This is a genomic window from Enterobacter sp. MF024, assembly GCF_005843915.1.
GTDB classification, from domain to species: domain Bacteria; phylum Pseudomonadota; class Gammaproteobacteria; order Enterobacterales; family Enterobacteriaceae; genus Enterobacter; species Enterobacter barmai.
In genome coordinates this window covers 16,865-36,426 of the sequence record NZ_VCBB01000011.1, presented here as the reverse complement: position 1 = coordinate 36,426, position 19,562 = coordinate 16,865, and the positions used below count along the sequence as shown (strand labels likewise).

Genomic DNA, 19,562 nt, shown 5'->3' with positions numbered 1-19,562 from the left:
AAGACTTACGGTGCTTTAGTCGCCGTATCCTGCTGCTGATTTTGCTGAACCGGCTGGTTCTGCTGAGTCTGCTGCTGACCCTGAGCGGGCTCAAGCTGGAACACCACATCAACCTGATCGTCGAACTGAATCGTAGGTTGCTCGTAGGTATCCTGGGCAGAGACCGGCGCCGCTTCCGCTTTCATCATGCGCACCATAGGGCTCGGCTGGTAGTTAGAGACGTGGTAACGCACGCTATAAACCGGGCCCAGCTTGCTGTTAAAGCCAGCGGCCAACTGCTGTGCCTGACGAACGGCATCATCAATCGCCGCTTTGCGCGCTTCATCTTTATACTTCTCAGGTTGCGCAACACCCAGTGACACCGAACGGATCTCATTCAGGCCCGCTTTCAGGGCCCCGTCCAGCAGGGAGTTGAGTTTATCCAGCTGACGCACCGTGACTTCTACGGTACGTACCGCGCGGTAACCTTTCAGGATGCTTTTGCCATCCTTATAGTCGTAATCCGGTTGGGTACGCAGATTAGCGGAGTTGATATCTTTTTTACCGACGCCGTTCTGCTCCAGGAAAGAGAGATATTGCGCAACGCGGTCGTCTGCCTGTTTCTTGGCGGTGGCCGCATCTTTTGCCGCCACGTTCACTTCAATGGCTAAGGTCGCGATATCCGGGGCCGCATCCACGCTTGCGGTGCCGGAGGTCACAATGTGCGGGCTGTCAGGCAGCTCGCTGGCCTGCACGGATGCTGCGCCAAAACCCATTAATGCCGCCAGGGCGATTGCATTCAACTTCACTTTTATTCCTCCATGTTGCGAAGAGTGCCCATGTAACAGGGCGCATGCCAGCAAGCTTAGCGGCTGCTGGTCGAATGTCCATAAGACAACGCTTAGTAGAATAGTTCACGAATGTGATGAATCCCTTCTTTCGCCAGCTGGAAAGCAATAAACCACATCACCACGCCGACCAGACCATTAATAATGCGCTGGGCTTTGGCGGTGCGCAGGCGGGGTGCCAGCCATGCGGCGAGCAGCGCCAGACCAAAGAACCACAGGAAAGAGGCGCTCACGGTGCCCAGCGCGAACCAGCGTCTCGGCTCAGCGTCCAGCTGCCCTCCCAGGCTCCCCAGCACCACGAACGTATCCAGATAAACGTGCGGATTAAGCCAGGTCACCGCCAGCATGGTGATAATAATTTTCCAGCGCCCCTGCTTCATCACCTCGGCGCTTGCCAGCTCGATATTGCTGCCCATCGCCGTTTTCAACGCGCCAAAGCCATACCAGAGCAGAAAGGCTACGCCACCCCAGGTGACCAGCGCCAGCAGCCACGGGGACTGCATCAGCAACGCGCTGCCGCCGAAAATCCCGGCGCATATCAGCAGCATATCGCTCACCGCGCAGAGCAGCGCGATCATGATGTGATACTGACGGCGAATGCCCTGATTCATGACGAAGGCGTTTTGCGGGCCAAGGGGCAGGATCATCGCTGCGCCAATCATAAGCCCTTGAATATAAAAAGAGAACATGGAATTTAATCTCAGAAATGTGTCTTGAGGGCTGACTATACTGCGGGAGAATAATAAGAGGAAATGGATAATATTAATTGGCAATAAGAGAAGCTAATTAAACCCGGCACGCATTGCGCGTACCGGGTCAGGCAGAAAGGTTATTCCGCCGGTTCTTTCACACGCTTGAAGTTCACGTCCATCTGCGGATACGGGAAGCTGATGCCGTTGGCGTCAAAGTCACGCTTGATGCGCTCCAGCACATCCCAGTAGACGCTCTGCAAATCGCTGCTGTTGCTCCAGATACGCACCACAAAGTTAATGGATGATGCGCCAAGCTCGTTCAGGCGAACAGTCATTTCCCGATCTTTGAGGATGCGCTCATCGGATTCAATAATATCGGTGATCAGCTTTTTCACCAGTTCAGTATCGGAGTCATAACCGACGCCGATAAGGAGCTCATTTCGGCGAACCGGCTCACGGGAAAAATTCGTGATATTGCCGTCGATAACCTTTTTATTAGGCACGATGACAATTTTGCCGTCTGCTGAACGCAGCGTGGTGGAGAAAATCTGCACGTTCAGCACCGTACCCGCAGTGCCGCCGAGATCGACATATTCCCCGGAGCGGAATGGACGGAAGGTCACCAGCAGCACACCGGCAGCCAGGTTCGCCAGCGAACCCTGCAATGCCAACCCCACGGCCAGACCGGCGGCACCCAGTACCGCAATCACTGAGGCGGTCTGGACACCCACGCGCCCCATTGCCGCAATGAGGGTGAAAGCGATAATCGCGTAGCGCACCAGTGCCGAAAGAAAATCGGCGACGGTTGCATCGATATGACGCGCGAGCATTACGCGGTTAACGCCTCTGGCAACCGTACGTGCGACTATCATTCCCACCACGATAATGGCGATAGCCGCAGCAATATTGACGGCATAGCTGATCAGCAATGCCTGGTTACGCACCAGCCAGGAGCCAGCGTTATTGATGCTATCTACAACACCGAGATCTTCCATTTATCTTTCCTTATGCACATAAAAACCACAATACGCCATTCCACTGATGGAGTGGCAAGTGTGTAAAGGGTAAACAAAAAGGCTGGCTTTTGCCAAACAGATCACAAAAACAGGCAAGATAGCCAGTTGAAAAGACATAAAAAAAGCCCGCGATTAACGCGGGCTTCTGATGCTGTCAGCAGCTCAAATTACAGAACGTCAACCGCGTTCAGCTCTTTGAAAGCCTGCTCCAGACGCGTCACCATAGAGGTCTGGGCTGCGCGCAGCCATACGCGTGGATCGTAGTATTTCTTGTTCGGCTGGTCTTCGCCTTTCGGGTTGCCCAGCTGGCCCTGCAGGTAAGCTTCGTTAGTTTTGTAGTACTGCAGGATACCGTCCCAGGTCGCCCATTGGGTATCGGTATCGATGTTCATTTTGATTACGCCGTAGCTTACGGAGTCTTTGATTTCCTGGGCAGAAGAACCGGAACCGCCGTGGAAGACGAAGTTCAGGCTGTTGTGCGGCAGGTTGTGTTTCTTGGAAACGTATTCCTGAGAATCACGCAGGATGGTTGGCGTCAGAACCACGTTACCTGGTTTGTACACGCCGTGTACGTTACCGAAGGAGGCAGCGATGGTGAAACGTGGGCTGATTTTGCTCAGCTCGGTGTAAGCGTAATCAACGTCTTCTGGCTGAGTGTACAGAGCAGAAGCGTCCATGTGGCTGTTGTCCACGCCGTCTTCTTCGCCACCGGTGCAACCCAGTTCGATTTCAAGAGTCATGTCCATTTTGGCCATGCGCGCCAGGTATTTGGAGCAGATTTCGATGTTCTCTTCCAGAGACTCTTCAGACAGGTCGATCATGTGAGAAGAGAACAGTGGCTTACCGGTTGCAGCGAAGTGTTTTTCGCCCGCGTCCAGCAGACCGTCGATCCACGGCAGCAGTTTCTTCGCGCAGTGGTCAGTGTGCAGGATAACCGGAACACCGTAGTGCTCAGCCATCTGGTGAACGTGATGTGCGCCAGAGATTGCGCCCAGGATTGCTGCGCCCTGAGGAACGTCAGTTTTAACGCCTTTACCTGCGATGAACGCAGCGCCACCGTTGGAGAACTGAACGATTACCGGAGCTTTAACTTTCGCTGCGGCTTCCAGTACGGCGTTGATAGAGTCGGTACCGACGCAGTTAACAGCTGGCAGAGCAAAGTTGTTTTCTTTAGCTACCTGGAACACCTTCTGAACGTCATCACCAGTGATCACGCCAGGTTTTACGAAATCAAAAATTTTAGACATGTTGCGAGTCCTGTATCTTCGGCCTTGGAAAGGGGCGAGCTCTTAAAAGCGCGCTGAAAATTGGGCAGGTTTCCCTGCCCTAAAATGGCTTACTTCTTAGCGCGCTCTTCGAGCATGGCTACTGCTGGCAGAACTTTGCCTTCCACGAATTCGAGGAATGCGCCGCCGCCAGTGGAGATGTAGGAGATCTTGTCGGAAATACCGAACAGATCGATTGCTGCCAGGGTATCACCGCCGCCAGCAATGGAGAATGCTTCACTGTCTGCAATCGCGTTAGCTACGATTTCAGTACCTTTACGGAAGTTCGGGAATTCGAACACGCCAACCGGACCGTTCCACAGAATGGTTTTTGCATTCTTCAGGATTTCAGCCAGTTTCTCTGCAGAGGCGTCGCCCAGGTCCAGAATCTGCTCTTCATTTTTGATGTCAGAAACAGATTTCAGCTCTGCGGTTGCGGTTTCAGAGAACTCGGTCGCTACGCGAACGTCAGTTGGAACCGGGATGTCACAGGTAGTCAGCAGGCGTTTAGCTTCGCCAACCAGGTCTGCTTCGTACAGGGATTTACCGACGTTGTGGCCCTGGGCTGCAACGAAGGTGTTGGCGATACCGCCGCCCACAATCAGCTGGTCAGCGATTTTGGACAGAGAGTCCAGAACGGTCAGTTTGGTAGACACTTTAGAACCACCAACGATAGCAACCATCGGACGAGCAGGTTCTTTCAGTGCTTTACCCAGTGCTTCCAGTTCGTCTGCCAGCAGTGGACCTGCACAAGCAACGTCAGCAAATTTGCCGATACCGTGAGTGGAAGCCTGCGCGCGGTGAGCAGTACCGAAAGCGTCCATGACGAATACGTCGCACAGCGCAGCGTATTTTTTGGACAGGGTTTCGTCGTCTTTCTTCTCGCCTTTGTTGAAGCGAACGTTTTCCAGAACAACCAGTTCACCTTCAGCAACTTCAACGCCGTCCAGGTAGTCTTTAACCAGACGTACCGGGCTGGACAGTTTGTCTTTCAGGTAATTAACAACCGGCAGCAGAGAGAACTCTTCGTTGTACTCGCCTTCAGTCGGACGACCCAGGTGGGAGGTTACCATCACTTTCGCACCCTGCTTCAGTGCCAGTTCGATGGTTGGCAGAGAAGCACGGATACGCGCGTCGCTGGTCACTTTACCATCTTTAACCGGTACGTTCAGATCCGCACGGATGAAAACGCGTTTACCTGCCAGATCCAGATCGGTCATCTTAATTACAGACATGGTGAATCCTCTCGTTGATTCTTAAAGTTTTGCAGACGCAATACGCGTCTTACCTGAAACCTTGAGCGGCCATAGCTAACGTGGTGTCGAGCATCCTGTTAGCAAAGCCCCATTCATTATCACACCAGACCAGCGTTTTGATCAGATGCGCTCCACTTACGCGCGTTTGCGTGCCATCAACAATGGCGCTATGCGGATCGTGGTTAAAATCTACTGAGACCAACGGTAATTCCGTATAGTCAACTATACCATGAAATGCTTGCTGTGCCGCTTTTTGCAGCAACAGGTTGACCTCACAGGCTTTTACCGGTTTTTTCACGGTTACGCTGAGGTCGATTGCCGTCACGTTGATGGTGGGAACACGCACGGCGATGGCTTCAAAACGGTCTTCAAACTGGGGGAAAATTCGGGTAATACCGGCCGCCAGTTTGGTGTCCACCGGGATAATCGACTGACTCGCCGCGCGAGTGCGTCGCAGATCCGGGTGGTAAGCGTCAATGACCTGCTGATCGTGCATGGCGGAGTGGATGGTGGTAACCGTACCCGACTCAATGCCGTAGGCATCGTCCAGCAGTTTGATGACCGGAATAATACAGTTGGTGGTGCAGGAGGCATTGGAGACGATACGGTGTTCCGCGCGCAACTCATGATGGTTGACGCCGTAAACCACCGTGGCATCGAGGTCGTTACTGCCAGGGTGTGAAAAGAGCACTTTCTTCGCGCCGGCCGCCAGATGGGCTTCGCCGTGTTCGCGATTGCCGTAGACGCCGGTACAATCGAGGACCACATCAACGCCCAGTTCACGCCAGGGTAATGCGTCGATCGTCCGCTCATGAAGCAGACGAATCACGTCATCACCGACAAGCAGCTGCTCTCTCTCCTGACGAACGTCCCAGGCAAAGCGCCCATGGCTGGTGTCATATTTCAACAAATGCGCCATGCCTGCGGCATCCGCCAGTTCGTTGATGGCCACCACGGTAATTTCCGCCCGGCGTCCGGATTCATATAAAGCACGAACCACGTTACGTCCGATGCGACCGAAACCATTAATCGCTACGCGTACGGTCATAAGTCTCCTGCAAAGCTTTCCCTGACTTGAGGTGGCTGACAGAGTAATGCAGCAACGCTCTGAGGGGAATCCTTGCCTGTCACAAACTCCAACTGATTGGTCATTTGTCGAACATTTAGTCGACTGAAACGCTTCAGCCAGAATAAGCGAAACACGGAATAAAGGAAATGACTGTCCAGACCAATAAGCCAGCTATATGACTTGCGTCACATTTCTAATGGAATAATTAACGGTCTGGTTACAGGCTGGAGGAATAGTACATACAAAAAAGCCGGGTAATTCGCTTGCGATTACCCGGCCTGGTTTTCGTGCCATTTGTAGGCCCGGTAAGCGTAGCGCCACCGGGCAAAACAGCGATTACAGCAGTTCTTTCGCTTTCGCGACCACGTTCTCAACGGTGAAGCCGAACTCTTCGAACAGCTGCTCAGCCGGAGCAGACTCACCGAAGGTGGTCATACCGACGATAGCGCCGTTCAGGCCCACGTATTTGAACCAGTAGTCAGCGATACCCGCTTCGATTGCCACGCGGGCAGAAACGGCTTTCGGCAGCACGGATTCACGGTAAGCCGCGTCCTGCTTGTCGAAGGCATCGGTAGACGGCATGGACACCACGCGCGCTTTCACGCCTTCGCCTGCCAGCTGATCCCAGGCCGCAACGGCCAGTTCAACTTCAGAACCGGTTGCGATGAAGATCACCTGCGGCTGACCGTCGCAGTCTTTCAGTACGTAACCACCGCGGGCGATGTTCGCCAGCTGTGCTTCGGTACGATCCTGCTGAGCCAGGTTCTGACGGGAGAGGATCAGCGCGGTCGGGCCGTCCTGACGCTCAACGCCATATTTCCACGCTACCGCGGACTCAACCTGGTCACATGGACGCCATGTGGACATGTTCGGGGTCACACGCAGAGAGGCAACCTGCTCAACCGGCTGGTGAGTCGGGCCATCTTCGCCCAGACCGATGGAGTCGTGGGTGTAGACCATCACCTGACGCTGTTTCATCAGCGCAGCCATACGCACCGCGTTACGGGCATACTCCACGAACATCAGGAAGGTGGAGGTGTACGGCAGGAAACCACCGTGCAGGGAGATACCGTTGGCGATTGCGGTCATACCGAACTCACGCACGCCGTAATGGATGTAGTTACCGGCAGTATCTTCGTTGATCGCTTTAGAGCCGGACCAGATAGTCAGGTTAGAAGGCGCAAGGTCAGCGGAGCCGCCGAGGAACTCTGGCAGCCACGGACCGAAGGCTTCGATGGCATTCTGGGACGCTTTACGGCTGGCGATTTTGGACGGGTTAGCCTGCAGCTTAGCGATGAACTCGTTCGCTTTCGCGTCGAAGTCTGCCGGCATGTCACCTTTCATACGACGGGTGAATTCTGCCGCTTCCTGTGGGAAGGCTTTCGCATAGGCAGCGAATTTCTCGTTCCAGGCCGCTTCTTTTGCCTGACCGGCTTCTTTTGCATCCCACTGGGCATAGATGTCAGACGGGATTTCAAACGCAGGGTGTTTCCAGCCAAGCGCTTCGCGGGTCAGCGCGATCTCAGCATCACCCAGCGGTGCGCCGTGAGAGTCGTGCGTACCGGCTTTGTTCGGAGAACCGAAACCGATGATAGTTTTGCACATCAGCAGGGACGGTTTGTCGGTGACTGCGCGCGCTTCTTCTACCGCACGTTTAATCGCTTCAGCATCGTGGCCGTCAACGCCACGCACCACGTGCCAGCCGTAGGCTTCGAAACGTGCTGCGGTATCGTCGGTGAACCAGCCTTCAACGTGGCCGTCGATGGAGATGCCGTTGTCGTCGTAGAACGCAACCAGTTTGCCCAGCTTCAGGGTACCTGCCAGGGAGCACACTTCGTGAGAGATGCCTTCCATCATGCAGCCGTCACCCAGGAACGCGTAGGTGAAGTGGTCAACAATGTCGTGGCCCGGACGGTTGAACTGCGCCGCCAGCGTCTTCTCGGCGATCGCCATACCTACGGCGTTAGCAATACCCTGGCCCAGCGGGCCGGTCGTGGTTTCTACACCTGCGGTGTAGCCCACTTCCGGGTGACCCGGGGTTTTGGAGTGCAACTGACGGAAGTTTTTCAGCTCGTCGATTGGCAGGTCGTAGCCGGTGAGGTGCAGCAGGCTGTAGATCAGCATGGAGCCGTGACCGTTAGAGAGAACGAAACGGTCGCGGTCAGCCCAGGCCGGGTTCTGCGGGTTGTGGTTCAGGAAATCACGCCACAGCACTTCGGCAATGTCAGCCATACCCATCGGGGCACCCGGGTGACCGGATTTAGCTTTTTGTACAGCATCCATGCTCAGCGCACGAATAGCATTGGCAAGCTCTTTACGTGAGGACATTTTGACTCCAGATCGGATGTTGAAGGCCATACCCGTTTCGGCTTGACGACAGCGCGTTTTGGGCTACGCCAGAAAAAAGTGCCAACAATGTAACCCAAGCGACAAAGCATGTACATGGACCATTCTTTTGCCGCTTAAGAAATCTCCGGAACACGATCGCACGTTGCGCAATCTTCTCGCCCGGCTGGGTTTAAATTCCTTATAATTACTCCTGCACCCTTCTCCGGGGCGGCAAAACTTTCAGAATTTATCAATGTTAACGAGTACGGAAGCAACATAATGAAAATGCGTGCAATAGTGCTGGCTCTGGGAACGACGCTCCTGCTTAGCGGGTGTCAAAATATGAATTCTGGCGGCCTGTTGAGCTCCGGAGCAGAGGCGTTTCAGGCCTACTCCCTGACCGACGCCCAGGTGAAAACGTTAAGCGATGAGGCCTGTAAGGAGATGGACGGTAAAGCGACCATCGCGCCTGCTGACAGCACCTACGCTCAGCGTCTGAATAAGATTGCTTCGGCCCTCGGCGACAACATTAATGGCCAGCCGGTGAACTACAAGGTGTACATGGCCAAAGACGTCAACGCCTTTGCCATGGCCAACGGCTGTATCCGCGTCTACAGCGGGCTGATGGATATGATGAACGACAACGAAGTCGAAGCGGTTATCGGCCACGAAATGGGTCACGTTGCCCTCGGCCACGTGAAGAAAGGAATGCAGGTCGCGCTCGGCACTAACGCCGTACGCGTGGCGGCAGCCTCTGCCGGCGGCATTGTCGGAAGTCTCTCCCAGTCGCAGCTTGGCGATCTCGGCGAAAAACTGGTTAACTCCCAGTTCTCCCAGCGTCAGGAATCTGAGGCCGATGACTACTCATACGATCTGTTGCGCAAACGTGGCATTAACCCGTCAGGTTTAGCCACCAGCTTCGAAAAGCTGGCTCAACAGGAAGCGGGCCGTCAAAGCTCCATGTTTGACGACCACCCTGCCTCTGCAGAGCGTGCGCAGCATATTCGCGATCGCATGTCCGCAGACGGCCTCAAGTAACATCGATACACAGGCCGGGCAATCTGTCCCGGCCTCTGTCTTTATTACTCGCCTTTCTTCGCCGCCTGGATGTAGAGCATTTCCAGCGCCAGGGTCGCTGCGGCCAGGGCAGTGATCTCGGACTGGTCATAGGCAGGCGCCACTTCCACAACGTCCATGCCGACGATATTCAGATCCTTCAGGCCGCGCACCAGTTTGATGGCGCGGTCAGAGGTCAGGCCGCCGATCACCGGGGTACCAGTACCCGGGGCAAAGGCCGGATCCAGGCAGTCGATGTCGAAGGTCAGGTAGACCGGCATATCGCCGACGATCTGTTTCACCTGGGCCAGAATATCGTCCACGCCGCGATCGTTCACCTGACCGGCGTCCAGCACGGTGAAGCCGTTGTCTTTATCGAACTCGGTACGAATACCAATCTGCACGGAGTGGTTCGGATCGATCAGGCCTTCGTTCGGCGCGGTGTAGAACATGGTGCCGTGGTCGAATTCGCAGCCGTTCGCGTAGGTGTCGGTATGGGCATCGAAATGCACCAGCGCCATTTTGCCGAAGTGCTTCGCATGGGCGCGCAGCAGGGGCAGGGTCACGAAATGGTCACCACCGAAAGAGAGCATGCGCTTGCCGGCTGCCAGCAGTTTTTCTGCGTGGGCCTGCAGTTTTTCACTCATTTCACGCGCATCACCAAAGGCGTACACCAGGTCACCGCAGTCAACCACGTTCAGGCGCTCGCGCATGTCGAAGTTCCACGGGAAGCGATTGTGCTCCCAGGCCAGGTTGGTGGAGACCTGACGGATCGCCGCCGGGCCATGACGGCCACCGGCACGGCCGGACGTCGCCATATCAAATGGCACCCCGGTGATCACCCAGTCCGCGTCGCTGTCGTACGGCTGGAAGTTCATCGGAAGGCGTAAAAAACCAAAAGCGTTAGATACCAGAGAATTATCGTACTGATGCCCTAAAGTGCTCATGTCCTGACCTCTTTATAACGTCGGTGCATTAAAAATAGATGAAAAAAAATCCCCTCCGCGTCGTTAAACCCGACGAGGAAGGGATTGATTCGAATAGTGCCTGTTGCGGCGGATTATCGCCGCTATTTCATACGGGTTCAAGTGAGTATAGCAAACGCAATTCCGGCGAAATTTTATCGCCGGATGGCGGCTTCGCCTTATCCGGCCTACGTGTCGCGGCTTTGTAGGCCCGGTAAGCGCAGCGCCACCGGGCACAGGCGTTACTCGTCTTCCAGGTAAGTGTAACCGTACAGACCGGCTTCAAACTCTTCCAGGAACTGTTTCTGCAACGTGTCGTCCAGATCGGTCTTTTTCACCTGATCGCGGAACTGGGTCAGCAGCTTGTTCGGATCGAGCTGAACGTACTGGAGCATGTCCGCCACTGTGTCGCCCTCGTCAGAGAGTTCCACTTCCACGTTGCCGTCAGGGAAGACAAACACGTCAACCGCTTCGGTATCCCCGAACAGGTTGTGCATGTTGCCGAGGATCTCCTGATAGGCGCCAACCATAAAGAAGCCCAGCATTGGTGGGTTATCCGGATCGTACTCCGGCATTGGCATGGTGGTGGCGATACCGTCACCGTCAATGTAGTGGTCGATAGCCCCGTCGGAGTCACAGGTGATATCCAGCAGCACCGCGCGGCGCTCAGGCACCTGGTTCAGCCCTTCCAGTGGCAGAACCGGGAACAGCTGATCGATACCCCAGGCATCCGGCATTGACTGGAACAGCGAGAAGTTGACGTACATCTTGTCCGCCATACGCTCCTGCAGCTCGTCGATAATCGGACGGTGCGCGCGGTTGCTCGGATCGAGCTGTTTCTGCACTTCGTGACACATGTTCAGATACAGCTGCTCCGCCCAGGCGCGCTCCTGCAGGCTGAACGTCCCGGATGAATAGCCGATATGAATATCATGCAGATCCATCTGGCTGTCGTGCAGCCATTCGCGCAGCGAGCGGCGGGTGCCCGGCTCGTGCATCTCCTGCCAGGTTTCCCACATGCTTTGCAGAGAACGTGGGGCATCATCCGCTGGCGGCGTCGCTTCGCTGATTTCGCTACGCTCAACGCCGATGATGTTGGAGACCAGCACCGTGTGGTGTGCGGTCACCGCACGCCCGGATTCGGTAATTACCGTCGGGTGCGGCAGGCCGTGCTCTTCACAGGCATCGCCAATCGCCCAGATGATGTTGTTCGCGTATTCGTTCAGGCCATAGTTTACGGAGCAGTCGGACTGCGAGCGCGTACCTTCATAGTCCACGCCCAGACCGCCGCCCACGTCGAAGCACTGAATGTTCACGCCCAGCTTGTGCAGCTCAACGTAGAAACGGGCCGACTCACGCACGCCGGTGGCGATGTCGCGAATGTTGGCCATCTGCGAGCCGAGGTGGAAGTGAAGGAGCTGAATGCTGTCCAGACGACCACGTTCGCGCAGGATTTCCACCAGCTGCAGAACCTGGTTCGCCGCCAGGCCGAATTTGGATTTTTCGCCGCCGGAGGACTGCCACTTACCGGAGCCCTGGGACGCCAGACGCGCACGTACGCCGAGGCGCGGCACAACGTTCAGGCGCTCGGCCTCTTCCAGCACGATGGCGATCTCAGACATCTTCTCAATGACCAGATAGACCTTGTGGCCCATCTTCTCACCGATCAGTGCCAGGCGAATGTATTCACGGTCTTTATAGCCGTTACAGACGATCACCGAGCGGGTCATTCCGGCATGTGCCAGTACCGCCATCAGCTCCGCTTTAGAACCGGCTTCCAGTCCCAGCGGTTCGCCAGAATGAATTAAGGATTCGATTACTCGACGATGCTGGTTAACCTTGATCGGATAGACCAGGAAGTAGTCGCCGTTGTAGCCGTAGGATTCACGCGCGCGCTTAAAGGCGGCGTTAATGGAACGCAGACGGTGTTGCAGGATCTGCGGGAAGCAGAACAGAGCAGGCAGACGCTGCCCCTGCGCTTCACGTGCTTTCACCAGTTTGGCGAGATCGACGCGCGCTTCCGGTACGTCAGGATCCGGGCAAACGCTGATGTGGCCCAGTTCGTTGACGTCGTAGTAGTTATTGCCCCACCAGGCAATATTGTAAGTGCGCAGCATCTTGCTGGCTTCCTGGGAGCTCATCGCAACCTCCTGCATAGAACGTAGTACACCCTGTTCGCCCGCTGACGAAGGCGAAACAAAAGACATGTCGTCAGACATAGCGAACCTCAACTCTTACTATTCAGTGTAAAACAGTTGACTACTATCGCAGCGTCAATCTGCGATAACAACCCATTATCCGACCCGCTTTTCAGCACAGAATGCTGAAAGCCGGGGCGTGCGACCGGTTTCTTATTCATATCATTGTAAAACACGTATCCGAACTCTGTATGACAAGGTCCGGCGAAACCACGAGAAAACTCTTGTATTTACAAGAGCGCCCTTGTTCAGTCTTCACAAAGCGTAGTGCCAGCCCTTGAATCCTGAGAAGCGCCGAGATGGGTATAACATCGGCAGGTTTGCAGATTAGAAATGCGAATGGCGGGGAACATGTTCCGGCCTGAAAGGCAGAACTGAATTAGCGGAAAACGACGGTTCATTATCTCGTATCACCTCCACGCAAGCCTGATTAAACCCGCGACAAGTTAAAGCTAAAAGTTCACTGCTTTACCCGGCTGGAAGTGGCGACACGAAGAAACGTCGTGTGCTTTTTTGTATGAGCCGCGCGCCGCGTTTTATACCGACAAGACGGGGAAAATGCAAAATATAAATGCGCGCATTGCCAGCACCGTCAGCAAAAATTTCCAGCCGGGTTTTCAAGGGCGTAGGCACGCATTCAAAAAAAGCTGGAAATCGGGCGAAGAAGTGACCTAAAATAGCCATCCAGATGTTAATCCATCCATACTGATTAACACTCAGACTGCCAGTGTCATCGTCTGCAAGTCCTGGTGGAAAATACTGCCACGGCTACCCCACACGACAGTTTGAGCTAAACAAATTCTCCTTAGGTAAATTAAAACATGGCAAAACACCTGTTTACGTCCGAGTCCGTATCAGAAGGACATCCTGATAAAATTGCTGACCAAATTTCCGATGCGGTGCTGGATGCGATCCTCGAGCAGGATCCTAAGGCGCGCGTAGCCTGTGAAACCTATGTCAAAACCGGCATGGTCATGGTTGGCGGTGAAATCACCACCAGTGCATGGGTTGATATCGAAGAGATCACCCGTAACACCGTGCGTGAAATCGGCTATGTGCATTCTGATATGGGCTTTGATGCCAACTCTTGCGCCGTCCTGAGCGCGATTGGCAAACAGTCCCCGGACATCAACCAGGGCGTTGACCGTGCCGATCCGCTGGAACAGGGCGCGGGCGACCAGGGCCTGATGTTTGGCTACGCGACCAACGAAACCGACGTGCTGATGCCAGCGCCAATCACCTATGCTCACCGTCTGGTGCAGCGTCAGGCTGAAGTGCGTAAAAACGGCACCCTGCCGTGGCTGCGTCCGGATGCGAAAAGCCAGGTCACCTTCCAGTACGACGACGGCAAAATTGTCGGCATCGACGCGGTAGTTCTCTCTACTCAGCACGCTGAAGATATCGACCAGAAATCCCTGCAGGAAGCAGTGATGGAAGAGATCATCAAGCCGGTTCTGCCAACCGAGTGGCTGAACGCTTCTACCAAATACTTCATCAACCCAACGGGCCGCTTTGTTATCGGTGGACCAATGGGCGACTGCGGTCTGACCGGTCGTAAGATCATCGTTGATACCTACGGCGGCATGGCGCGTCACGGTGGCGGCGCATTCTCCGGTAAGGATCCGTCTAAGGTTGACCGTTCTGCAGCCTACGCGGCACGTTATGTTGCGAAAAACATCGTTGCGGCTGGCCTGGCTGACCGCTGTGAAATCCAGGTTTCCTACGCCATCGGCGTGGCAGAACCCACCTCTATCATGGTTGAAACCTTCGGTACCGAAAAAGTGGCAACCGAGCAGCTGACCCTGCTGGTACGCGAGTTCTTCGACCTGCGTCCATACGGCCTGATTCAGATGCTGGATCTGCTGCACCCGATCTACAAAGAAACCGCTGCTTACGGTCACTTTGGTCGCGAACATTTCCCATGGGAAAAAACCGACAAAGCCGCTCAGCTGCGTGAAGCTGCCGGTCTGAAATAATCGACTGACAAAGCTTTAATGAGGCCAGCCGCGTGCTGGCCTTTTTGTTTTTCTGCCCCATTACCCCTGTCTGAAAACGCTCTCACCGCGATAAAAGCGCAGCCCTTTCGGAATACTCTCTTTGTTTGTCTCGCCCCTCTCACATACTTTTACAGTATCCCATTCAAATCTTTACATTCAAAAAACATAAAACTAACCGGAGGGCTTGATGCCTGATAATAAAAAAAAGGGGCGGACGTCCAATAAGACGATGACATTCTTCGTCTGCTTCCTCGCAGCACTGGCAGGATTACTGTTTGGTCTGGATATCGGCGTAATTGCCGGTGCCCTGCCGTTCATTACCGATGAATTCCAGATCAGTTCCCACACCCAGGAGTGGGTGGTGAGCTCAATGATGTTCGGGGCGGCGGTCGGGGCGGTCGGCAGCGGCTGGCTCTCCTTTAAGCTCGGGCGTAAAAAGAGCCTGATGATTGGCGCGATCCTGTTTGTCGCCGGCTCGCTCTTTTCCGCCGCGGCACCGAACGTGGAAGTGCTGATTGCCTCCCGCGTGCTGCTGGGCCTGGCGGTGGGTGTGGCCTCTTATACCGCGCCGCTGTACCTGTCGGAGATTGCGCCGGAGAAAATCCGCGGCAGCATGATCTCCATGTACCAGCTGATGATCACTATCGGTATTCTCGGGGCCTATCTTTCTGACACCGCCTTCAGCTACAGCGGCGCATGGCGCTGGATGCTGGGGGTGATCATTATCCCGGCGGTGCTGCTGCTGATTGGCGTCTTCTTCCTGCCTGACAGCCCGCGCTGGTTTGCCGCCAAACGCCGCTTTAACGATGCGGAAAGGGTACTGCTGCGCCTGCGCGACACCAGTGCCGAAGCGAAGCGTGAGCTGGAAGAGATCCGCGAAAGCCTGCAGGTAAAACAGAGCGGCTGGGCGCTGTTTAAAGAGAACAGCAACTTCCGTCGGGCGGTGTTCCTTGGCGTATTGCTGCAGATCATGCAGCAGTTCACCGGGATGAACGTCATCATGTATTACGCGCCGAAAATCTTTGAGCTGGCGGGTTACAGCAACACTACCCAGCAGATGTGGGGCACCGTGATTGTCGGCCTGACCAACGTGCTGGCAACCTTTATCGCCATCGGTCTGGTGGATCGCTGGGGCCGTAAACCGACCCTGACACTGGGCTTCCTGGTGATGGCCGTCGGCATGGGCGTGCTGGGCACCATGCTGCATGTGGGTATCAACTCGCCGACCCTGCAGTACGTGGCCGTGGGGATGCTGCTGATGTTTATCGTTGGTTTTGCGATGAGCGCAGGCCCGCTGATCTGGGTGCTCTGCTCTGAGATCCAGCCGCTGAAAGGCCGCGACTTCGGTATTACCTGCTCCACCGCCACTAACTGGATCGCCAACATGATTGTCGGCGCAACCTTCCTGACCATGCTCGATACGCTGGGTAACGCCAACACCTTCTGGGTGTACGGCGGTCTGAACCTGCTGTTTATCGTCCTGACCCTGTGGCTGGTTCCTGAAACTAAACACGTTTCGCTGGAACATATCGAACGCAACCTGATGAAAGGTCGTCCCCTGCGCGAAATTGGCGCTCACGACTGATCCTTCCGGCTTCCTCCCTCGCGGAGGAAGCCCCTTGCACCGCCCCGCCGCACGTTTTATGCTCTGCCCCTATGAAAACACCCCGTCTCCCCATTGCGCTTCAGCAAGCCGCCATGCGCAGCCTGCGCGACAAACTGGCCCAGGCCAACCTGAAGCTCGGCCGGAACTACCCTGAACCTAAGCTGGTCTGGCAGCAGCGCGGCACCGCAGCAGGAACCGCCTGGCTGGATACGTATGAGATCCGCCTCAACCCCGTTTTAATGCTGGAAAACCAGCAGGCCTTTATCGACGAAGTGGTACCGCACGAGCTGGCGCATCTGCTGGTGTGGAAGCACTTTGGCCGCGTGGCGCCGCACGGCAAAGAGTGGAAATGGATGATGGAAGCGGTGCTGGGCGTGCCTGCTCGTCGGACCCACCAGTTCGAGCTTGATTCCGTTCGCCGCAATACGTTCCCCTACCGCTGCCAGTGTCAGCAGCACCAGCTCACGGTGCGTCGTCATAACCGTGTCGTGCGCGGCGAAGCCACCTACCGCTGCGTGAAATGCGGTGAACCGCTTATTGCCGGGTAAGCGGCAGAACTATCAGGAACATTCCTGATCTGCCTGATTGCATATAAGAACAACTTTCGTTACGTTGCGGGCTCGTTTTGACACGGAGTTGACGATGTCCCGTAATTTCTCTCTCGCGGTCGCGTTTCTGACGACGGCGTTCTCAGGCCATGCGCTGGCCGAAGGTATCAACAGTTTTTCTCAGGCAAAAGCCGCAGGCGTGAAGGTCAATGCTGACGTCGCGGGTGATTTTTACTGTGGCTGCAAAATTAACTGGCAGGGCAAAAAAGGGGTCGTGGACCTGGCGTCCTGCGGCTACAAAGTGCGTAAAAATGAAAACCGCGCCAGCCGCATTGAATGGGAACATGTGGTTCCGGCCTGGCAGTTCGGCCACCAGCGCCAGTGCTGGCAGGATGGCGGACGCAAAAACTGCGCCAAAGACCCGGTTTATCGCCAGATTGAGAGCGACATGCATAACCTGCAGCCCGCCGTGGGCGAGGTGAATGGCGATCGCGGCAACTTTATGTACAGCCAGTGGAACGGCGGCGAAGGCCAGTACGGCCAGTGTGCGATGAAGGTCGATTTCAAAGAGAAGCTGGCCGAGCCCCCGGCCCGCGCGCGCGGCAGCATCGCCCGTACCTACTTCTATATGCGCGATCGCTATAACCTCAACCTCTCCCGCCAGCAAACCCAGCTCTTCAACGCCTGGGATAAACTCTATCCGGTGACCGCCTGGGAGTGCGAGCGCGACGAGCGCATTGCCAAAGTGCAGGGGAATCACAACCCTTACGTCCAGCGCGCTTGCCAGGCGCAAAAGAGCTAACCTACACTAGCGGCAACTGTTTCTTTAAGTGTATACCCCTCACCCTGACCCTCTCCCCATAGGGGAGAGGGCATAGACCGAGCCGGGTCCTGCTATTTATGGAATTCTTTGACTATGCGCGTTCCCCGTATTTATCACCCTGAACCGATCGCCGCAGGCAGCGAGATTGCCCTGTCTGAAGAGGCCGCCAACCACGTGGGCCGCGTGCTGCGCATGGGTACAGGCCAGGCCATTCAGCTGTTTGATGGTTCAAACCAGGTTTTTGACGCGAATATCATCCGCGCCGATAAGAAAAGCGTGCACGTCAGCATCGTGCGTGGCGAAATCGACGATCGCGAATCTCCGCTGCATATCCATTTAGGCCAGGTGATGTCGCGCGGCGAAAAAATGGAATTCACTATCCAGAAATCGATCGAACTGGGTGTAAGCCTCATTACGCCACTTTTTTCTGAGCGCTGCGGCGTTAAACTGGATGCTGAACGTCTGAATAAGAAGCTCCAGCAGTGGCAAAAAATCGCCATTGCCGCCTGTGAGCAGTGTGGCCGCAATCGCGTCCCGGAGATCCGCCCGGCGATGGATCTTGAAGCCTGGTGTGCCGAAGAGGAGCAGGGTCTGAAGCTCAACCTTCACCCCCGCGCCAGCGCCAGCATCAACACCCTGCCGCTGCCGGTTGAGCGCGTGCGCTTGTTGATTGGCCCGGAAGGCGGCCTGTCGGCGGATGAGATCGCCATGACCGCACGCTACCAGTTTACTGATATTCTGTTGGGACCCCGCGTTCTGCGTACTGAGACCACCGCGCTAACCGCCATCACTGCCCTGCAGGTGCGTTTTGGCGATTTAGGTTGAAGCATTAACGGAGAAGACAATGATCAAGCTCGGCATCGTGATGGATCCCATCACAAGCATCAATATCAAGAAAGATTCCAGCTTCGCTATGCTGCTGGAAGCGCAACGTCGCGGCTACCAGCTCCACTATATGGAGATGAGCGACCTGTATCTGATTAACGGCGAAGCGCGGGCCCGCACCCGCATCGTCAACGTCGAGCAGAATTACGATAAATGGTATGAGTTCGGTTCCGAGCAGGATCTGCCCCTGGCCGAACTCGACGTCATCCTGATGCGTAAAGATCCGCCGTTCGACACCGAATACATCTACTGCACCTATATTCTTGAGCGCGCAGAAGAGAAAGGTACGCTAATCGTTAACAAACCGCAGAGCCTGCGTGACTGTAACGAGAAGCTATACACCGCCTGGTTCTCCGACCTGACGCCAGAGACGCTGGTGACGCGCAACAAAGCCCAGTTGAAAGCCTTCTGGCAGAAACACGGCGATATCATCCTGAAGCCGCTGGACGGCATGGGCGGCGCCTCAATCTTCCGCGTCAAAGAGGGTGACCCGAACCTGGGCGTTATCGCCGAGACTCTGACCGAGCATGGCACCCGCTACTGCATGGCGCAGAACTATATTCCGGCTATTGTCGACGGCGACAAGCGCGTGCTGGTGGTGGACGGCGAGCCGGTGCCTTACTGCCTGGCGCGTATTCCGCAGGGCGGCGAAACCCGTGGTAACCTGGCGGCCGGGGGTCGTGGCGAACCGCGTCCGCTGACCGAAAGCGACTGGGAAATTGCCCGCCGCGTGGGTCCGCTGTTAAAAGCCAAGGGGCTGATCTTTGTGGGTCTCGACATCATTGGCGACCGCCTGACGGAAGTGAACGTCACCAGCCCGACCTGCATTCGTGAAATCGAAGCTGAGTTCCCGGTATCTATTACCGGCATGCTGATGGATGCCATCGAAAAACGGCTGAAGCAGTAATAGCTCCCATATTTATACACACAGCCATTCATGTTGCATCAAGACGGCAAGCCTGAGGATCCCCAGGAGCATAGACAACTATGTGACTGGGGTCCGAAGGCGCAGCCAACGCAGAGGCAGCGTG

General features: G+C 55.6%; 18 protein-coding genes and 1 pseudogene. 7 read left to right on the top strand and 12 right to left on the bottom strand.

The window, feature by feature from the left end:
* Positions 1–5: 5 nt before the first annotated feature.
* The 7 genes from FFB58_RS16935 to tkt all read right to left on the bottom strand — a co-directional run bounded on the left by FFB58_RS16935 (position 6) and on the right by tkt (position 8,453).
* Complete coding sequence (locus tag FFB58_RS16935; protein WP_138370498.1) at positions 6–788, bottom strand: oxidative stress defense protein; 783 nt, start codon at positions 786–788, stop codon at positions 6–8.
* 92 nt (positions 789–880) lie between these two features.
* Complete coding sequence (argO, locus tag FFB58_RS16930; protein ID WP_138370497.1) at positions 881–1,516, bottom strand: arginine exporter ArgO; 636 nt, start codon at positions 1,514–1,516, stop codon at positions 881–883.
* Positions 1,517–1,656: 140 nt separating this feature from the next.
* Positions 1,657–2,514 (bottom strand): small-conductance mechanosensitive channel MscS, encoded by an 858-nt coding sequence (gene mscS / locus FFB58_RS16925; RefSeq protein ID WP_138370496.1) that lies wholly within the window; start codon positions 2,512–2,514, stop codon positions 1,657–1,659.
* Positions 2,515–2,702: 188 nt separating this feature from the next.
* On the bottom strand, positions 2,703–3,782 hold the full coding sequence (gene fbaA, locus FFB58_RS16920) for a class II fructose-bisphosphate aldolase (protein ID WP_039029814.1): 1,080 nt from the start codon (positions 3,780–3,782) through the stop codon (positions 2,703–2,705).
* 89 nt (positions 3,783–3,871) lie between these two features.
* Entirely contained in the window at positions 3,872–5,035 is a 1,164-nt protein-coding gene (gene pgk, locus FFB58_RS16915) for a phosphoglycerate kinase (protein WP_039029813.1), read from the bottom strand.
* A 49-nt stretch (positions 5,036–5,084) separates the two neighbouring features.
* Complete coding sequence (epd, locus tag FFB58_RS16910) at positions 5,085–6,104, bottom strand: erythrose-4-phosphate dehydrogenase (RefSeq protein WP_039029812.1); 1,020 nt, start codon at positions 6,102–6,104, stop codon at positions 5,085–5,087.
* Between the two features lie 357 nt (positions 6,105–6,461).
* On the bottom strand, positions 6,462–8,453 hold the full coding sequence (gene tkt, locus FFB58_RS16905; protein ID WP_039029811.1) for a transketolase: 1,992 nt from the start codon (positions 8,451–8,453) through the stop codon (positions 6,462–6,464).
* A 279-nt stretch (positions 8,454–8,732) separates the two neighbouring features.
* Between tkt and FFB58_RS16900 the strand changes: the two genes are divergently transcribed.
* Positions 8,733–9,491 carry a M48 family metallopeptidase gene (locus FFB58_RS16900; RefSeq protein ID WP_039029810.1) on the top strand — a complete coding sequence of 253 codons (759 nt, stop codon included), beginning with the start codon at positions 8,733–8,735 and terminating at the stop codon, positions 9,489–9,491.
* 44 nt (positions 9,492–9,535) lie between these two features.
* Here FFB58_RS16900 and speB read toward each other — a convergent pair whose 3' ends face one another.
* The 5 genes and pseudogenes from speB to FFB58_RS16875 form a co-directional block, all read right to left on the bottom strand.
* Entirely contained in the window at positions 9,536–10,456 is a 921-nt protein-coding gene (gene speB / locus FFB58_RS16895) for an agmatinase (RefSeq protein ID WP_006811917.1), read from the bottom strand.
* Between the two features lie 260 nt (positions 10,457–10,716).
* Positions 10,717–12,693 carry a biosynthetic arginine decarboxylase gene (gene speA / locus FFB58_RS16885; protein ID WP_138370495.1) on the bottom strand — a complete coding sequence of 659 codons (1,977 nt, stop codon included), beginning with the start codon at positions 12,691–12,693 and terminating at the stop codon, positions 10,717–10,719.
* Between the two features lie 8 nt (positions 12,694–12,701).
* Entirely contained in the window at positions 12,702–12,833 is a 132-nt protein-coding gene (yqgB, locus tag FFB58_RS16880; RefSeq protein ID WP_138370494.1) for an acid stress response protein YqgB, read from the bottom strand.
* 87 nt (positions 12,834–12,920) lie between these two features.
* Positions 12,921–13,037, bottom strand: a pseudogene (locus FFB58_RS23090) (hypothetical protein); the annotation flags it as partial.
* A gap of 103 nt (positions 13,038–13,140) precedes the next feature.
* A complete protein-coding gene (locus FFB58_RS16875) occupies positions 13,141–13,356 on the bottom strand; it encodes a hypothetical protein (protein ID WP_138370493.1) in 216 nt (71 codons plus the stop codon).
* A 137-nt stretch (positions 13,357–13,493) separates the two neighbouring features.
* Here FFB58_RS16875 and metK point away from each other — a divergent pair, with 137 nt between their 5' ends.
* The 6 genes from metK (at position 13,494) to gshB (ending at position 19,438) form a co-directional block, all read left to right on the top strand.
* Positions 13,494–14,648 (top strand): methionine adenosyltransferase, encoded by a 1,155-nt coding sequence (metK, locus tag FFB58_RS16870; protein WP_032613918.1) that lies wholly within the window; start codon positions 13,494–13,496, stop codon positions 14,646–14,648.
* Between the two features lie 208 nt (positions 14,649–14,856).
* Positions 14,857–16,254, top strand: coding sequence for a sugar porter family MFS transporter (locus tag FFB58_RS16865; RefSeq protein ID WP_138370492.1), 1,398 nt, complete (start codon positions 14,857–14,859; stop codon positions 16,252–16,254).
* A 71-nt stretch (positions 16,255–16,325) separates the two neighbouring features.
* On the top strand, positions 16,326–16,823 hold the full coding sequence (locus tag FFB58_RS16860; RefSeq protein ID WP_138370491.1) for a SprT family zinc-dependent metalloprotease: 498 nt from the start codon (positions 16,326–16,328) through the stop codon (positions 16,821–16,823).
* Between the two features lie 94 nt (positions 16,824–16,917).
* The gene (gene endA / locus FFB58_RS16855) at positions 16,918–17,625 is read left to right on the top strand and encodes a deoxyribonuclease I (protein ID WP_039029805.1); all 708 of its coding nucleotides are present in this window, start codon (positions 16,918–16,920) and stop codon (positions 17,623–17,625) included.
* A 114-nt stretch (positions 17,626–17,739) separates the two neighbouring features.
* Complete coding sequence (rsmE, locus tag FFB58_RS16850) at positions 17,740–18,471, top strand: 16S rRNA (uracil(1498)-N(3))-methyltransferase (protein WP_138370490.1); 732 nt, start codon at positions 17,740–17,742, stop codon at positions 18,469–18,471.
* Between the two features lie 19 nt (positions 18,472–18,490).
* On the top strand, positions 18,491–19,438 hold the full coding sequence (gene gshB / locus FFB58_RS16845) for a glutathione synthase (RefSeq protein WP_138370489.1): 948 nt from the start codon (positions 18,491–18,493) through the stop codon (positions 19,436–19,438).
* The last annotated feature ends 124 nt before the right edge of the window (positions 19,439–19,562 follow it).